The organism is Cellvibrio sp. (assembly GCF_046347455.1).
GTDB lineage: Bacteria > Pseudomonadota > Gammaproteobacteria > Pseudomonadales > Cellvibrionaceae > Cellvibrio.
Map to the genome: position 1 here is coordinate 130,763 of NZ_JAXMGC010000002.1, position 16,596 is coordinate 147,358.

The window sequence follows — 16,596 nt, forward strand, 5'->3', positions numbered from 1 at the left end:
AGCTTGCACCTCCGCTTTATCCCTCATTTCCATAAACTCCCCAAAAAAGATGATCATCATGTTAAAAATAAATCACGTGATCTTGGCTTTTATGCTTGTGGTTATTGGCTTGCCAGCACAAGCACAACAATATAAAAATTTTAAAGTGGCCATCTATTCGCGGTCATACGAAACCAAGCTTATGGCTGACGAGCAATGGTTGGACAAAACCTGGACTGAAGTTACCAACCAACTTAAGGTCGATAAAATTTATCTCGAAACCCATCGGGATTTGGTGATGGTGGATCAAAAAACACTAGATATCGCCAAAGCCTATTTCAAGAAAAAAGGCGTTGAGGTAGCAGGTGGTATTACTTGGACCATTGACGAAAGTAATAATTTTGAAACCTTTTGCTACAGCAATCCGGAGCATCGCAAAAAAGTACAAGACATTATTGAATTCACCGCAAAGAATTTCGATGAAGTCATTTTTGACGATTTCTTTTTTACCAGTTGCAAATCCGATATTGAAATTAAAGCCAAAGGCAACAAAAGTTGGACTCAGTACCGTTTGGATCTAATGACGGAAGTGGCCAAAAACGTGATGATTGCGTCTGCAAAAAAGGTTAACCCCAATGTTAAAGTAATTGTGAAATATCCGAACTGGTACGAGCACTTCCAAGGCCTAGGTTTTAATTTAGAAACTGAACCCAAATTATTTGATGGTATTTATACCGGCACTGAAACGCGCGATGCCACTTTGAGTGCGCAGCATTTGCAGGAATATCTTGGTTACGAAGTTATTCGCTATTTCGAAAATATCGCTCCCGGTCGCAACGGAGGTGGATGGGTTGATCCTTTTGGCAGCAAAACTTATGACCGTTATGGAGAGCAGTTGTGGTTAACTCTTTTTGCGAAGGCTAAACAAGTCGCCTTGTTTGATTTGAAAAATATCCAGACGCCACTGGACGAAAAATATAAAGCGCCATGGCAAGGCACGGGCACTAGTTTTGACTACGCCCAAATGATGAAGCCTGTTCAAGTGAACGGAAAATCCGTTAAGCCCACCACTATTGCGAGAGTGGCTGGTGTGACTTTTGAGGAGGTGGATAAATTCCTTGGCGAATTAGGTAAACCTGTTGGGTTGAAGAGTTACAAGCCATTCCATTCCACGGGTGAAGACTTTTTACAAAATTTCTTGGGCAACGCGGGCATCCCAATCGAAATGGTGCCTTACTTTCCAAAAGACGACAGCATTATTTTGCTGACCGAGTCCGCTAAGTCTGACCCGCAACTTGTCCCGCAAATTAAAGCGCAGTTAACGGCGGGTAAAAAAGTGGTGATTACGTCTGGCTTGCTTAAAGCTATTCAAGACAAGTTGAACGATATTGTTGAGTTACAATACACCGATAGGAAAGCGCTGGTTAAAGATTTTTTCTTTAACGGAAAATCCTATCATGGCAATAAAGCTATTTTGATTCCTCAAATTCAATACTTGACCAACGATTCCTGGGAAGTTATTTCCAGCTACGATGGCCCCAATGGTTGGCCACTTTTGCACGGAGCAGATTATTCCAAAGGCCGGTTGTTGGTGTTGGCTGTTCCAGAAAATTTTGCTGATATATCGCAGTTACCGGTTGAGGTTCTAACAAAACTTAAACGTGAATTAAGCGATGATAAAACGGTATTGGAAGCCCCGGGTCAAATGAGTTTGTTCCTGTACGATAACAATACACTCATTGTGCAAAGTTATCGCGATGAACCCGTTGATGTAAAAATATCAACCTTGAAAGAATTTACGCAATTAAAAGATTTGCGCACCAGTGAGGTATTGAAAGCTGAAATACGCAATCCTGATATGCATTGGGGTAAGGCTGTTGGTAATGAGAAAAGTGTATTCTCTTTGAGCCTAAAGCCGCATTCTTATAGGGTATTTAAGTTGCAGTAAATTTTATCCTGTAAAAAGGCAGCATTTACCATGCTGCTTTTTTCTTTTTGTATGTTTATTCTTTTAGCGGTTCAAGTTTTAAAACTAACCGCTTTTTATGGGCTATTTCTTCGTAGCCGCGTTTATGCCCGGGGACGCTATAAAATAATTTGTCGAAGCTTCCGTCCGCAATGGCTATGCGTAAGCCGCGTTCAATTCTCTCGGCGAGTTTTGGATTGTTTTTGTTAACAAAGAAATATCTAGCCGTTTCATAGTTCAGCATCAGGTGTTGTTCAATCACAATACCTTTGGGCTCAAACATTTCCGCTTCACTCCATATTTCATCTAATCCGCGTGGAAAATAATCAAATCGCTTCCCCAATAACATATTAAATAGAGGCTCAAACAACGGCGAGGTTGTAACCGGTAGATGATTAGCGGTTAAAACCTCGGTGTCAGTCCAGCGCGCGCCTTGACCGGCTTTAAATGTGCTCAGGTCATTCAGGCTTTTAACGCGGCTAAATTTTTCCTGATCTCCCTTGCGGATTAAAAAAACCCGATAGTTGGTTAAATCTTTTAGTAAAGAAATACGAATGGGTATAAGTGCCGATTCCAGATCCTTGTTGGTGTTTGACCATATAACATTAATCAAGCCATTATTCTTACGCTTTACTTCGGCTTCGAAGCGCGCTTTGGTTAGCATTTGGCTGAGCTGCACAACTTCAAAGGGGCCGTCGGTTTTTTCTGTTTTACTGAGTGCCAGCTGCAAAACCTGCGGGTAGTACACCGCGGTTGGAGCGCTTTGCTCAATGTGTGGAATGGTGATTCTCAGGGTTTCTGCGTAGCTGCAACTGGCTATTGTCGCGCTGGTGATAAATGTTAAGAGTGCACCAGCTCGAGCGAGTAATTGGGTAGATTGTGCAAGGAATGCTTTAGTTGTCTGCATGGGCGCCTGAATGTGGAGAAACGACTTGCTAATCTCATCAGTTTAGCTGTGCTGGTGGTTATGTTGTAAGAAACGCCGAGAAAAAGTTTATCCACACAAAATCAACTCCCGATGCATGCATTAAGGGCAATTGCCGCTCGATTTCAGTAGAATGGCCGCCCTTATTCTGTGTCCCGGCTTTTCCATCATTTATTTAGGTAGTCTCCCTCGTGATCTCCACCGCAAATATCACCATGCAATTCGGCGCCAAGCCGCTCTTTGAAAACGTTTCAGTCAAATTTAACAACGGTAACCGCTACGGCTTAATTGGTGCCAACGGCTGTGGAAAGTCTACCTTTATGAAGATTTTGGGCGGCGATCTTGTGCCATCTGCCGGCCAAGTCATGCTGGAACCCAATGTTCGCCTTGGTAAATTGAAGCAAGATCAATTCGCCTACGAGGAATTCACGGTACTGGATACGGTTATCATGGGGCACGCCGAACTGTGGAAAGTAAAGGCTGAGCGCGACCGTATTTATAGCTTGCCGGAGATGAGCGAAGCGGACGGTATGGCAGTTGCTGAGCTGGAAGTCCAGTTTGCCGAAATGGATGGCTATACCGCCGAAGCGCGTGCTGGCGAACTTCTGTTGGGGCTGGAGATTCCCATCGAACAGCACACCGGCCTTATGAGTGCGGTTGCACCGGGCTGGAAGCTGCGCGTTTTGCTGGCGCAAGCCTTGTTTGCCGACCCGGATGTGCTTCTCCTCGACGAACCTACCAACAACTTGGATATCAACACCATTCGCTGGCTGGAAAACGTGCTCAACCAGCGCAATAGCACCATCATTATCATCTCGCACGACCGTCACTTCTTGAACGCGGTCTGCACCCACATGGCAGATTTGGATTACGGCGAGCTGCGCGTTTACCCCGGCAACTATGATGACTACATGATGGCCTCAACGCAGGCGCGCGAAAAACTCCTGTCTGAAAACGCCAAAAAGAAAGCGCAAATTGCCGAGCTGCAAACCTTCGTTAGCCGTTTCTCTGCCAACGCGTCCAAAGCCAAGCAGGCAACGTCTCGAGCTCGCCAAATTGAGAAAATTCAACTTGATGACATCAAGCCTTCTAGCCGTGTAAGCCCTTACATCAAGTTTGTGCAAAACAAAAAACTGCATCGCCAAGCCGTTACGGTTGAAGGCATCAGCAAGGCGTTTGATCGTCCACTGTTTACTAACCTGAGTATGCAGGTCGAGGCAGGCGAGCGCATCGCCATCATCGGCCCTAACGGCGCCGGTAAAACGACTTTGTTGCGCTGTTTATACGGCGACTTGGCGCCTGATACCGGAACCGTCAAATGGGCGGAACAAGCCGAGATCGGCTACTTCGCGCAAGATCACGCCGATGATTTCGCGACCGACGAAAACCTGTTTGATTGGATGAAGCAATGGACTAAAGGCGACGAGCAGCTTGTGCGCGGCGCGCTCGGCAGAATGCTGTTCTCCAACGATGAAGTTAAAAAATCTGTGAAAGTAATTTCTGGTGGCGAACAAGGCCGTATGTTGTTCGGCAAACTTAGTTTGATCAATCCTAACGTTATGTTGATGGACGAACCAACAAACCACTTGGATATGGAATCTATTGAAGCGCTTAACCTCGCTTTGGAAAACTATCCCGGCACCTTGATCTTCGTGAGCCATGACCGGGAATTTGTATCCTCGCTGGCCACCCGAATTATCGACATGCAACCAACCGGCTTAGTGGATTTCAGTGGAACCTACGAAGAGTATTTGCGCTCGCAGGGTATTTTCACCAATTAATTTTAAAGTCTCCCTCAGCCCCTCTTTTTCTAAAGAGGGGCTGCACCCTCTCTCGCATTTCCTTTCTAAAAATTTCTGCCTTTTGCATTTGATCTAACTCAACTTCTATCTCATCTGTAGCTCTTCGCTTCTATACTCATGCTCGCTGCGCTTGAAATGTACTCACGCGCCCCCACGTCTGTACCAACTGTTAATTCATTCCAGAGGTTTTCATGCGTATAGATCGTTTAACCAATCAATTGCAGCTGGTGCTTGCCGATGCTCAATCGCTTGCGGTTGGGCGCGATCATAGTCAGCTCGAACCTATTCATTTGCTCGCTGCCATGATCGATCAAAAAGGTGCGGGCAGCGTACGCTTGCTACTCAATCAAGCCGGTTTCGATGTGGCTGGGTTGCGCGATGCGCTTAGCAAAAAATTGGACGATCTTCCCAGTATTAAAAATCCTACGGGTGAAGTGGCAATGTCGCCAGATATGGGGCGCTTATTAAACTTGGCAGATCGTTACGCGCAAAAAATCGGCGACAAATTTGTTTCCAGTGATGCGGTTCTAATTGTTGCCATGAAAGATCCGCAAAGCAGCATCAATGAATTGCTTAAACAATTTGGTAATGAACAGCGGTTGCAACAAGCCATCGATAAAATTCGTGGCGGCGAATCTGTGGATGATGCGGATTCAGAAGGTAATCGCCAAGCACTGGAAAAATACACGGTCGATTTAACCGCACGCGCGGAATCGGGCAAGCTCGATCCAGTCATTGGGCGCGATGATGAAATTCGGCGAACCATTCAAGTATTGCAACGTCGCACCAAAAATAACCCTGTGTTAATTGGGGAACCTGGCGTAGGTAAAACCGCCATTGTTGAAGGCTTAGCTCAGCGTATTGTGAATGGAGAAGTTCCAGAAGGGTTGAAGAACAAGCGCTTGCTTGCACTGGATTTGGGCGCTTTATTAGCGGGCGCAAAATTCCGTGGCGATTTTGAAGAGCGCTTAAAATCTGTGATTAACGAGTTGGGTAAACAAGAAGGCAAAATCATTTTATTTATCGACGAAATCCACACCATGGTTGGCGCTGGTAAAGCCGAAGGTGCTATGGATGCAGGTAACATGTTGAAGCCTGCACTTGCGCGTGGCGAGTTGCATTGCGTGGGCGCAACTACCTTGGATGAATACCGCAAATTTATTGAAAAAGATGCAGCGCTTGAACGCCGCTTCCAAAAAGTTCAGGTTGATGAACCTAATGAATCAGACACCATTGCGATTCTGCGCGGTTTAAAAGAGCGCTATGAAGTTCACCACGGCGTGGATATTACCGACTCAGCGATTATCGCTGCAGCAAAGCTGTCGCAGCGCTATATCACTGATCGTCAATTACCGGACAAGGCGATCGATTTAATCGATGAGGCCGCAAGCCGTATTCGCATGGAAATCGATTCCAAACCGGAAGAAATGGATCGTCTTGAACGTCGCCTCATTCAGTTAAAAATTGAGCGCGAAGCGGTTAAAAAAGACGAAGACGAAGGCAGTAAAAAACGCCTCGCCAAAATCGATTTAGATATTGATAAGTATGAGCGCGAGCTCAATGACTTGGAGGAAATCTGGCGCGCAGAAAAAGCCGCGTTGCACGGTTCGCAAGAAATTAAAAGTCAGTTGGAGCAAGCGCGCTTAGAGCTTGAAGAAAAACGCCGTAAAGGTGACTTGGCGCGCATGAGTGAATTGCAATACGGTGTTATTCCGCAACTGGAAAAGCAACTCGATATGGCGAGCCAAGCGGAAATGATGGAGATGAAATTACTCCGCAATAAAGTAACCGATGAAGAAATTGCAGAAGTCGTTTCCAAGTGGACTGGAATCCCTGTCTCCAAAATGCTAGAAGGCGAACGCGAAAAATTGCTGCGTATGGAAGAGGCTTTGCATAAACGCGTTATCGGCCAGCATGAAGCTGTTGTTGCCGTTGCTAACGCGGTGCGTCGTTCGCGTGCGGGCTTGAGTGATGCAAATCGCCCTAACGGTTCATTTTTATTTTTAGGCCCAACCGGTGTTGGTAAAACAGAACTCTGTAAATCACTGGCGGAATTTTTGTTTGATTCCAGCGATGCCATGGTTCGTATCGACATGTCCGAGTTTATGGAGAAACATTCCGTCGCTCGTTTGATTGGCGCACCACCAGGCTATGTAGGTTACGAAGAGGGCGGTTACCTCACCGAAGCTGTTCGTCGTAAGCCTTACTCGGTACTTTTGCTGGACGAAGTTGAAAAGGCGCACCCAGATGTTTTCAACATTTTGTTGCAAGTGTTGGAAGATGGTCGCTTAACGGATGGCCAAGGCCGCACAGTGGATTTCCGTAATACGGTGATAGTGATGACGTCCAACTTGGGCTCAGATCGCATTCAGGAATTGGCGGAAGACAAGTCTTTCGATACCGTGAGTTTCGATTCATTCGTCACCGGCGACATGAATAACTCGCTGAACAACGAGAACCGTTACAACGCCATGAAAGACGCTGTGATGGAAGTGGTCGGAGCCCATTTCCGCCCAGAGTTCATCAACCGTATCGACGAGGTGGTGGTATTCCATCCATTGGGTCGTGAGCAAATCCGAGGTATTGCGGATATCCAACTTGAGCTGCTACGTAAACGCTTAGCTGAACGTGATTTGAGCTTGGAGCTGGATGAGGCGGTAATGAACAAGTTGGCAGCGGTAGGCTTTGACCCTGTTTACGGGGCTCGTCCGTTAAAACGAGCCATACAGCAGTTAGTTGAGAACCCGCTAGCCAACGACATACTGTCAGGTAAATTTATGCCAGGTTCGATCATCCATGGCACCCTGCAAGGCGACAAGTTAATCTTTGAGCCTAAACGTTTGCAGTAAAAACAAAAAGGCCGTCAATTGACGGCCTTTTTTATCGATTCAGTACTTATCTACTCGCAACTCTCTTCAATCGCTTTGTTAGCTTCCGCGAGCTTCTGGCTATGTTCTTCTTGGGTTATGAAGCGAAACTCCCCGTCATCTCCCTTCACTCTTATACGAGCATAGGTCTTAAGTGTTTCAACATTCTTCCGAGCATTTTCACAGCGTTCTTTATCTTTGGTCGGACCGGCCTGAGCAGTATCTGCTTTTTTCTCCGCATTAGCTGACGACGCAGAGTAAGTGACTGGATCGCTATGTCCAGTCTGGGGCTTAAGCACTTCGGTGTCTGTGTTGTAGGGAGGATTTTGCGCGTAGTGCGTCTGCCCTTTGCTATCTGTCCATTTATACACCTTGCTTGGAGCCGCAAGTGCAGCCACAGAGATGGAAAACGCAACACAGACTGTTAAAACTGACTTTAAATTCATAGCTCAAGCTCGTGAATAACCTGTAGTTAGTCAACTATAGCGTCAATATTGGATTGGTAAAACATCGAGAAAAATGTAACCGGTGCAATTGTCGACTATAACTGTTTTTGTGTTGAAAGAAGTGACATATTTTTTTACAATATGAAATAAATTCCATTAATAAACAAATTTACAAAAATTTACAAAGTCGCCTTTTGTCTAATCATTTCTTTACTTGAGCCTTTGTTGAACCTCGCCAAGGACACCTATAACATGGAAAAGTTGCGAGAAGTTTCAAACTTCTTGCATCAAATGGCTTAAATAAAATCAATAAATCGTCATTTAAGTCATTCGAAAGACACAAATAATTACCTAAATCATAATGTTAACAAAGGGGTTGGCTATGGATTACAAGAGACGTAATCAGGGCGAAGCATTCAAAAGCGTGAGATTCAAACGATCAGTGCTTGCAATGTGTGTGATGGCTATAAGTGCACCATCATTAGCTCAAGATGCAAAAAAAGACGAAACGTCTGTTGATGAAGTTGTTATCACCGGACAACGTGCAAACCTGCAAAACGCGCAAGAAATCAAAAAGAACGCAAGCACCTTCGTGGACTCAGTGTCTTCTGAGGATATTGGCTCGCTTCCTGATCGCAGTGTTCTTGAAGCTATGCAACGCATTCCCGGTGTATCTATCGAACGTTTTGCTGCGGCTAACGACCCAGACCACTTTGGTGTGGAAGGTTCGGGTGCAACAATCCGTGGTATGAGTCAAACTCGCTCGGAGTTCAACGGCCGTGATTCATTCACTGCTAACTCAGGTCGTGGCTTGAGCTTCCAAGACGTTCCACCAGAGCTGATGGCTGGTGTGGATATTTATAAAAACCAATCTGCCGACATGATCGAAGGTGGTATCGGTGGTACCGTGAGTTTGCGGACTCGTAAGCCTTTCGATCAACCTGGCCGCAAATTGGCATTTACTGCTGACGTGTCTTACGGCGACATGGTGGATAAATACTCTCCAACAGGTTCGCTGTTGTATAGCGATCGTTGGGAGACAGATGCGGGTGAATTCGGCGTTTTGGTTAACCTCACTAACTCTGAATTGAAGGGGCAATCTAACGGTATCCAATCTGACGCATACGTTGAGTATCGTGATGATTACACTGGTTTCTACAGACCATTAACGGGTGGAAATGCGGCGGCCGCCGGTCCAAACGACATCAAAGGTGCAGAGGCGTTTATAGGTAAATCAATTTGGATGCCGAACGGTTCCAACTTGACGATGAAGACCGACGACCGTACACGTAAGGGTTATTACACTGACATTCAATGGGAAAGCTCTGATCAAACGCTGAGTAACAACTTCCAATTCTTGCGTTCTGATGCGTTGCTGTCTTGGAAAGAGAACGCTGTTAAATACCAATCAGGTTATGACAGAAGACAATCTATTCCGTTGAAGGGAACAGAGTTTACCTTCAATGATAAAGGCTTGTTCCAAAGCGGTATCATTACTCAAGACGGTAGTTTCAGTGATGGTGGTTGGCGTTCTGCGGATCCTGATAATCCAAACTTCTTGCGCTTACCTCATGCAGCAAGCTGGGCGAACCCATACGTTCAGCAATATGGTAATCGCTTCCAAACTGATACCCGTGTAAAAGACACCCGTACTCTTATCGATGACTTCAGTGATACCTTCAAATGGTCTCCGAACGAGAAGTGGGATTTCAGCCTTGATTTGCAATACATCAAAGCGAAGACTGACGATGATGACGTAACTGTAATGATGGCGACTCACGCTATTCAGCAGTTCGATCTTACTCATGGCACTCCAAAGCTTACCCTTATAGAGCCATGGCACGGTATTCGTGATCAGAACATGGATAACAATGGTGTAGCTGGCAAAGGTCCTTATGGTAAAGCCGGTACTGGAACTAAGGTAAACGGTAAGCTGTTACCAGGCTTCTCGGATGATCCGGCGGGCGATTCTAACTACTTCCAAGACGTGACTTCGTATTGGTGGCAGTCAGCGATGGACCACTATGAACGTTCTCAGGGTACCTCTAAAGCGGGCCGTTTCGACGTTGTTTATCACTTCGATGATGATGCCGGCTTGCTTAAAGCGGTTAAAGCTGGTGTTCGCTATGCGGATCGTGAGCAAACTGTGAAAAAAAGTACTTACAACTGGGGTCAGTTGGCACCAATTTGGGCTCAACCTTATGACCAAATTGGTTGGTTGGATACGCCAGTTGTAAAAGATATTGCCGACCAGTATGAGCAAGTGGACTGGAGTAAGTTCTACCGTGGCGATGGTGTGTTGAATGTACCTGGCAATTACATGTTGCATCCAAAAACATCTTTGGTTCAGTCAATTATCGATACCCAGCGTAAACTACCAACCGGCGGTAGCGGCAACCTTTGGGAGAACGTACAAGATCGTCCTGGTGTAATTCCAGGTACCAAATTCCTGCCTTCTGAAGTGTTTGTGACCAAAGAAGTCAACGAAGCAGCATATGTTCGTTTCGATTTCGAGTCGGATATTGGCGAGCGTACCTTGAAGGGTAACGTTGGTTTGCGTGTAGTGCAGTTGGATCGTACTGCTACAGGTTCTGTACAGTATCCAGATCTGGCTGCTCGTACACCTGTGCCAGCTGGTGCTCCAGATCCACGTAATACAGCGGCTCACTTGGCGTATCTGCAAGCTAAGCGTGACTCTCTGTTAGCTGCTGCCAAAACTCAGCCAACTTATGCTAGCGGCTTGGCTGCTGAGCTGGCTAAGTTACCTGCAACAGCGACGCAAGCTGAAAAAGATACTGCTACTAACAACTACAATGATTCAGTTATCAAAACTGATTACGATGCATTTGCTAAGTATGCTGGCGATATGGGTAACTTCTTGTCCCAGACTGAGCTTGGTTTTGGTAACAACGCTGCATCAGTTGAATCAGCAGAAAGCAGCTATACCAAGGTGTTACCAAGCTTGAACTTGGCATACAACATTACTGATGATTTGATTGGTCGTTTTGCTTGGTCGAAAGCACTCGCTAACCCAGATATGAGTGATGTGAGAAACACAACAAGTTTGAGTGCGCTGCAGATGAACCAAACCTTTGTGCGTGATCTCAGCGTTAACCCACCAAGAAGTACGTTGATTGGAGCTAAGGTAGATAGTTGGGCTGGTTCAGCAGGTAACCCATACTTGAAGCCAATGGAGTCCAAGCAAATGGACGCCGCGTTGGAATGGTATTTTGCTAAGAGCAGTTCTTTGACCTTTACTGTGTTCAAGAAAGATCTTAGTGATTTCTGGATTCAGGGTGCATTCGATCGTACCTATACCAACCCAACATCAGGCATAACGCAAACGGCTTTGGTTACAGGTACAATCAACAACGGTGAAGGTACTCTGAAAGGCTTCGAATTGGCGTATCAACAATTCTTCGACTTCTTGCCAGCTCCATTTGATGGTTTAGGTGCACAGTTCAACTATAGTTATATTAAGTCTGAATCCTTCCCCAATTCTGGGGCGGTTGCAGGAACAACAAACGATACAGGTGCTCCGGTAGATTTGGCAGCGACGGCAGGATTGCCGCTGCAAGGTCAATCCAAAAACACCTACAACGTAACTGCAATGTATGAGAAGGGTGATTGGTCTGCGCGTTTGGCTTACAACTGGCGTTCACGTTATTTGCTGACTACACGCGATGTAATTAGTAAATATCCATTGTGGAATGACGAAAACGGCTTCCTTGATGGTAGTGTGAACTACAAAATCAATGACAACTTCACAGTCGGTTTGCAATTTACCAACCTGTTGAACACCCAAACCAAAACTATCATGATTCTTGATGGCAAAGGTTTGGAGGCAGGCCGCTCGTGGTTCGAGAACGATCGCCGTGCTGCGTTGACATTGAAAGGCAATTTCTAATAGTTTAAAACCTATTAGAATCGAAATGCGCGCCACGAAAGTGGCGCGCATTTTTTTTGCGAAAAATGCAAATTATTGCAATAAATCAATTCTGCGTGTTTGTGTTATCGGATATGCTTTATCCACTATAAAAATTAATACATGAGAGTGCTTATGCCATCCACTCAAATTAAAACAATAACAATTGTTGGTGGGGGTACTGCGGGCTGGATGACAGCTGCGGCCTTGATACGCTTTTTCCCCAAAGACCACTACCGAATTAAATTAATAGAATCTGATCTTATAGGCACTGTGGGTGTCGGTGAGGCTACGGTTCCTCACATCCGCTTTTTTAACAATATGCTCGGAATAGACGAGCGAGATTTCATTCAGGCAACTCAGGCAACTTATAAGCTTGGTATCCAATTTGAGAATTGGGGGGAAATTGGTGACTCCTACATCCATCCTTTTGGTAGCCACGGTTATTCGCTCGGCGGTATAGGATTTCATCATTACTGGATTAAACTGAAACAGGAAAACCGAGCAATACCTTTTGATAAATTTTCCATGGCAGTAGCTGCCGCGGAAGGTGGAAAATTTGCTTACCCTTCTGCGGATTTAAATTCGCCACTCTCGACTTACACCTATGCCTTCCACATCAATGCGAGCGCTTACGCACGTTACCTACGCGAATATGCAGAGGCCAGAGGCATAATTCGCATTGAAGGAAAAATTGATCAGGTAACGACTAATCCGTGTGGTGAAATAAGAGGCTTGATGCTGGGCTCGGGGCAAAAAATTGAGAGCGATTTCTTTATTGACTGTTCAGGTTTCACCGGCCTATTGATTGAAAAAACTTTGGGCACTGGATACGAAAATTGGAGTCAGTGGTTGTTGTGTGATAGGGCGGTCGCAATACCAAGTGAGTCAACGCAGGATATTAAACTCTACACGCGCTCTATTGCGCGCGAATGCGGTTGGCAATGGCAGATTCCATTGCAAAATAGAACCGGTAACGGTTATGTCTATTCCAGTCAGTTGTTGACGGAGGATGCAGCCTACCAAGGTCTGCTTTCTAATTTGGAAGGAGCGCCTTTGGCAGAGCCAAACTTTTTACGTTTTACGCCTGGGCGCAGGTTAAAAAGCTGGAATAAAAACTGTGTGGCTATTGGCTTGTCCAGTGGTTTTTTGGAGCCGCTTGAATCAACCAGTATTTATCTTATTCAAGTTGCAATCCTAAAACTTATAGAGTTTTTTCCACATGATTCTGATTCGGTTGCACAGCAAACTGAATTTAATCGTCAAATTAAAAACGAATACGAAAAAGTTCGTGACTTTATAGTGCTTCACTACCATCTAAATCGCCGAACTGATTCAGATCTTTGGACTCATTGTGCTCATATGACGCTGCCGGATGAGTTGGAAAGAAAAAAGCAATTGTTCTACGCATCGGGCCATGTGGAGAAATATCAACACGGTCTCTTCATGGAGCCAAGCTGGTTGGCTGTGTATTTAGGACAAGCCAAACCACCTACGAATTATGATGTAAGGGTTGATCGATTTAATACGGACCAGCTGGACGCACATTTTGTGCGGCTCGCACGCGAATTGGCGAATGCGGTGCAGGCTATGCCGACTATAACGAGGGATTCTTATTCAATGCTGAGCTCGTTCTCCCAAGAAGATGCGGCAGCAACCATGTCACTATACGGTGGGGCATTCCGATGAATTCTCCTTTGAACAAAGTCGTTATTGTGGGTGGTGGGTTGATTGCTTGGTGGGCGAGTATTTTTATAAAAAAAACCAATCCTCAGATTGAAATTATTCTGGTTAACACCGGTAAAGAGTTGGACTGCGTAACGACAGTGGAGGAAGACTTTCCGTATTTGCTAAAGCTTATTGGTGTTTCAGTTAAAGATTTATTTCGTTATGCCGACGGAAACTACGCCATTGCTCAAGCCTATTTTAATTGGTCGCCCCAAGTTGAGCATTATTTTCACTCCTCTTTTGTGGCAGAGATGGATTATGAGCTCGCACCATACAATCAATGGCTACTCAAGTTAAAGCAAGCTGGAAATTCAATTCAGCTTGATGACTATTTGCCTGCGTCCGCTGCTGCCAAACAGGGGAAGGTGGCACTTACAAGCAACCAAGATATTGTTAATGGCAACTTGAGCTTTGATTCTGAAAAATTTTTAGGATTCCTCAAGTCCTATGCGCAACAGCTTTTGATAAGCAAAATTGATGGTTGCTTGAGTCGCGTCTGTTTAACTGAGGATGGTTTCATTGAGTCACTAGAGCTCAAGGATGGAAGCTGTATTCATGGTGATTTTTTCATAGACGCAACTGGCGGTGATTCCTTACTGCTTGGCTCAGCACTGAATATTGCCTATGAATCTTGGTCCGAGTATTTACCCTTTGACTGCAAAAAAACACTGACGACCGCGCCGAGAAGTCAGCGGCGCATTCCCTTTGTCGCCATTCAACCTGAAGAATATGGCTGGATTAAAAATATTCCCCTCGGTTCGCAATTAGTAGCTGAGTTTAGGTTTAGTAGCGCCGTTGAAAAAATGGGTGAACGCGATGCACTTGAACGAATGTTTTCATCCTCTGAGTCGCATCCATATTCGCCCGGCATGCGTAAAAAATCATGGACTAAGAATTGCCTTGCGCTTGGTGAAGCGGCTGTCACTTTTGATGGATTTAGCCATTCCTCGCTCTACATGGCGGCGGTAAGTCTTAAGCGGTTTACTGAGTTTTGGCCGAGCACTTCAAAGGCAGCTTTAGTCGCGGATGAGTATAACCGGCTTATGAAAATAGAATATGAGGTTATCCGCGACTTTCATTGCTTGCATTATTTTTTGGCAAAAAAAACAGATTCTCCCGTGGGCAGATTATTGGGTGATCTAAAAATATCGAGTTCATTGCAGTACCGTGTTGATTTATTTTGCGACACGGGGCATTTGTGTACCGATGAGTCAACCTTGGTGACACCATCGCAATGGACGAATTTATTTTTAGGGTTAGGATGCTGGCCAAAAAAATACGATTATTTGTTAAGCCATGTGCCGCTTCAATCATTGGAAAGCTGGCGGTCAAAAGTTAAAGAGAAACTAAACCAAGAGCTCAATAAAGCCCCTGAATACACACCGTACATTACACGTGTGATCTTAGGTTCATAAAAATCTATCCGGTATTAAGAGATAAGAATGAATCCAGATGCGATAAAAAGAATAGTGATCGTTGGCGGCGGAACGGCTGGTTGGATGACTGCTGCGGCTTGTGCCAAAAAATTCGGTCAAGCTATGGAAGTTGTTTTGGTCGAAAGCGAATCTATTGGCACAGTGGGGGTTGGCGAATCTACCATTCCAAGCATCAGAGACTTCAATAGATTCTTAGGTATAGATGAAAATGTTTTTGTTGCTGAGACTAAGGCAACATTTAAATTAGGCATAGCGTTTAAAAACTGGGGGTATCTCGGCAGCGATTATATTCACCCCTTTGGTCCACTCGGGCATGATATAAACGGTACTGAATTCCATCACTTCTGGTTGCGTATGCAGCAGGAAGGTGTTCAGGTTCCATTAGACGAATATTCTGTTGCCGCTACTGCAGCACGAGCTGGAAAATTTCAGCACCCATCTTCCGATAGCGAAAATTTACTGTCCAACTATAGCTACGCGTTTCATTTTGATGCAGCCTTGTATGCAAAATATTTGCGTCAATATTCAGAAGCAAGAGGCGTTTTGCGGTATGAAGGAATTCTAGTAGAAACGAATCAGGATCCAACAACCGGATTTATAAATTCCATATGCATGGATTCTGGTTTGGTCATTGAAGGTGATGTATTCATTGACTGTATGGGCTTTAAAGGTTTGCTGATTGATAAAGTACTTGGTGCCGAGTTTGAAGACTGGAGTCACTGGCTCGCGTGCGATCGCGCTGTTGCGGTGCCGTGTGCATCTGGCGGTGAAGCATTAACACCCTACACAATTTCTACAGCACATAGCGCAGGCTGGCAATGGCGTATTCCCTTGCAACACCGCACGGGTAATGGGCATGTCTATGCCAGCGAGTATATGAGCGATGATGAGGCGATTGCGATTTTGCTCGGTAATTTGGATGGTGAGCCGCTTGCTGATCCAAAACCATTTCGCTTTAAGGCTGGAAAGCGTAAGCAGAATTGGAGAAAAAATTGTGTAGCCATAGGTCTGGCGAGTGGCTTTTTAGAACCCTTGGAATCTACAAGTATCTATTTAATTCAGGTGGGTATCCAAAAATTTCTGGAACTATTTCCCGACAAAAATTTTTGTGAGGCCAATACGCGCGAATTCAATCGTCAATTAGATGCTGAATATGTCCGTATTCGCGATTTTATTATTATGCATTACAAAGAAACTCAGCGCGAAGACTCACCATTTTGGCGGCGGTGTAAGAATATGACTGTGCCGACAGAGCTTGAACACAGGCAAAAACTTTTTGGTAGTTCAGGCCATGTTGATCGCGAACAATACGGTGTTTATGAATCTGTTTGCATTGGTCAAGGTTTAATTCCAACTAATTACGATTTTAGAATAGCTCGTTTTTCAAGTCAGGATATTGAAAAATACTTGCAGAAAATTCGTACCGATATTCGTGCAGTGGTTTCCACTATGCCCTCTGCCAGGCAAACGATTGATGCCATGATTGCAGCTGGTTTAAATCCAGCACAAAAGGGGCAATGAG

Annotated in this window: 9 protein-coding genes; 7 read left to right on the plus strand and 2 right to left on the minus strand. The window is 45.1% G+C overall.

What is annotated here, in order from left to right:
* Nucleotides 1–58: 58 nt before the first annotated feature.
* Nucleotides 59–1,927: a hypothetical protein gene (locus U1F02_RS04530; RefSeq protein ID WP_409989173.1), complete on the plus strand. Its 1,869-nt coding sequence runs from the start codon at nucleotides 59–61 to the stop codon at nucleotides 1,925–1,927.
* A 55-nt stretch (nucleotides 1,928–1,982) separates the two neighbouring features.
* Here the strand turns inward: U1F02_RS04530 and U1F02_RS04535 are convergent, their stop codons facing one another.
* Nucleotides 1,983–2,852 carry a diguanylate cyclase gene (locus tag U1F02_RS04535; protein ID WP_409989174.1) on the minus strand — a complete coding sequence of 290 codons (870 nt, stop codon included), beginning with the start codon at nucleotides 2,850–2,852 and terminating at the stop codon, nucleotides 1,983–1,985.
* 209 nt (nucleotides 2,853–3,061) lie between these two features.
* On the opposite strand from U1F02_RS04535, the gene U1F02_RS04540 reads away from it, so the two are divergent.
* Both U1F02_RS04540 and clpB read left to right on the plus strand, forming a co-directional pair.
* On the plus strand, nucleotides 3,062–4,651 hold the full coding sequence (locus U1F02_RS04540) for an ABC-F family ATPase (RefSeq protein WP_409989175.1): 1,590 nt from the start codon (nucleotides 3,062–3,064) through the stop codon (nucleotides 4,649–4,651).
* A 212-nt stretch (nucleotides 4,652–4,863) separates the two neighbouring features.
* Nucleotides 4,864–7,521, plus strand: coding sequence for an ATP-dependent chaperone ClpB (gene clpB / locus U1F02_RS04545; RefSeq protein WP_409989176.1), 2,658 nt, complete (start codon nucleotides 4,864–4,866; stop codon nucleotides 7,519–7,521).
* Nucleotides 7,522–7,571: 50 nt separating this feature from the next.
* On the opposite strand, the gene U1F02_RS04550 is transcribed toward clpB, so the two are convergent.
* Nucleotides 7,572–7,985, minus strand: coding sequence for a DUF4124 domain-containing protein (locus U1F02_RS04550; RefSeq protein WP_409989177.1), 414 nt, complete (start codon nucleotides 7,983–7,985; stop codon nucleotides 7,572–7,574).
* Nucleotides 7,986–8,367: 382 nt separating this feature from the next.
* Here U1F02_RS04550 and U1F02_RS04555 point away from each other — a divergent pair, with 382 nt between their 5' ends.
* The 4 genes from U1F02_RS04555 to U1F02_RS04570 all read left to right on the plus strand — a co-directional run bounded on the left by U1F02_RS04555 (nucleotide 8,368) and on the right by U1F02_RS04570 (nucleotide 16,595).
* Nucleotides 8,368–11,892, plus strand: a complete 3,525-nt coding sequence (locus U1F02_RS04555; RefSeq protein WP_409989178.1) for a TonB-dependent receptor — start codon at nucleotides 8,368–8,370, stop codon at nucleotides 11,890–11,892.
* 153 nt (nucleotides 11,893–12,045) lie between these two features.
* Complete coding sequence (locus U1F02_RS04560) at nucleotides 12,046–13,599, plus strand: tryptophan halogenase family protein (protein ID WP_409989179.1); 1,554 nt, start codon at nucleotides 12,046–12,048, stop codon at nucleotides 13,597–13,599.
* The gene (locus U1F02_RS04565; protein ID WP_409989180.1) at nucleotides 13,596–15,053 is read left to right on the plus strand and encodes a tryptophan 7-halogenase; all 1,458 of its coding nucleotides are present in this window, start codon (nucleotides 13,596–13,598) and stop codon (nucleotides 15,051–15,053) included. Before U1F02_RS04560 ends, U1F02_RS04565 begins: the two co-directional genes overlap by 4 nt.
* Before the next feature lie 27 nt (nucleotides 15,054–15,080).
* Nucleotides 15,081–16,595 carry a tryptophan halogenase family protein gene (locus U1F02_RS04570; protein WP_409989181.1) on the plus strand — a complete coding sequence of 505 codons (1,515 nt, stop codon included), beginning with the start codon at nucleotides 15,081–15,083 and terminating at the stop codon, nucleotides 16,593–16,595.
* Nucleotide 16,596: the final 1 nt, after the last annotated feature.

What these genes read in the sequence shown, in the direction of transcription:
- U1F02_RS04530 (WP_409989173.1), top strand. Translation starts at nt 59, where the DNA reads ATGTTAAAAATAAATCACGTGATCTTGGCTTTTATGCTTGTGGTTATT.
- U1F02_RS04535 (WP_409989174.1), bottom strand. Translation starts at nt 2,852, where the DNA reads ATGCAGACAACTAAAGCATTCCTTGCACAATCTACCCAATTACTCGCT.
- clpB (WP_409989176.1), top strand. Translation starts at nt 4,864, where the DNA reads ATGCGTATAGATCGTTTAACCAATCAATTGCAGCTGGTGCTTGCCGAT.
- U1F02_RS04550 (WP_409989177.1), bottom strand. Translation starts at nt 7,985, where the DNA reads ATGAATTTAAAGTCAGTTTTAACAGTCTGTGTTGCGTTTTCCATCTCT.
- U1F02_RS04555 (WP_409989178.1), top strand. Translation starts at nt 8,368, where the DNA reads ATGGATTACAAGAGACGTAATCAGGGCGAAGCATTCAAAAGCGTGAGA.
- U1F02_RS04560 (WP_409989179.1), top strand. Translation starts at nt 12,046, where the DNA reads ATGCCATCCACTCAAATTAAAACAATAACAATTGTTGGTGGGGGTACT.
- U1F02_RS04565 (WP_409989180.1), top strand. Translation starts at nt 13,596, where the DNA reads ATGAATTCTCCTTTGAACAAAGTCGTTATTGTGGGTGGTGGGTTGATT.
- U1F02_RS04570 (WP_409989181.1), top strand. Translation starts at nt 15,081, where the DNA reads ATGAATCCAGATGCGATAAAAAGAATAGTGATCGTTGGCGGCGGAACG.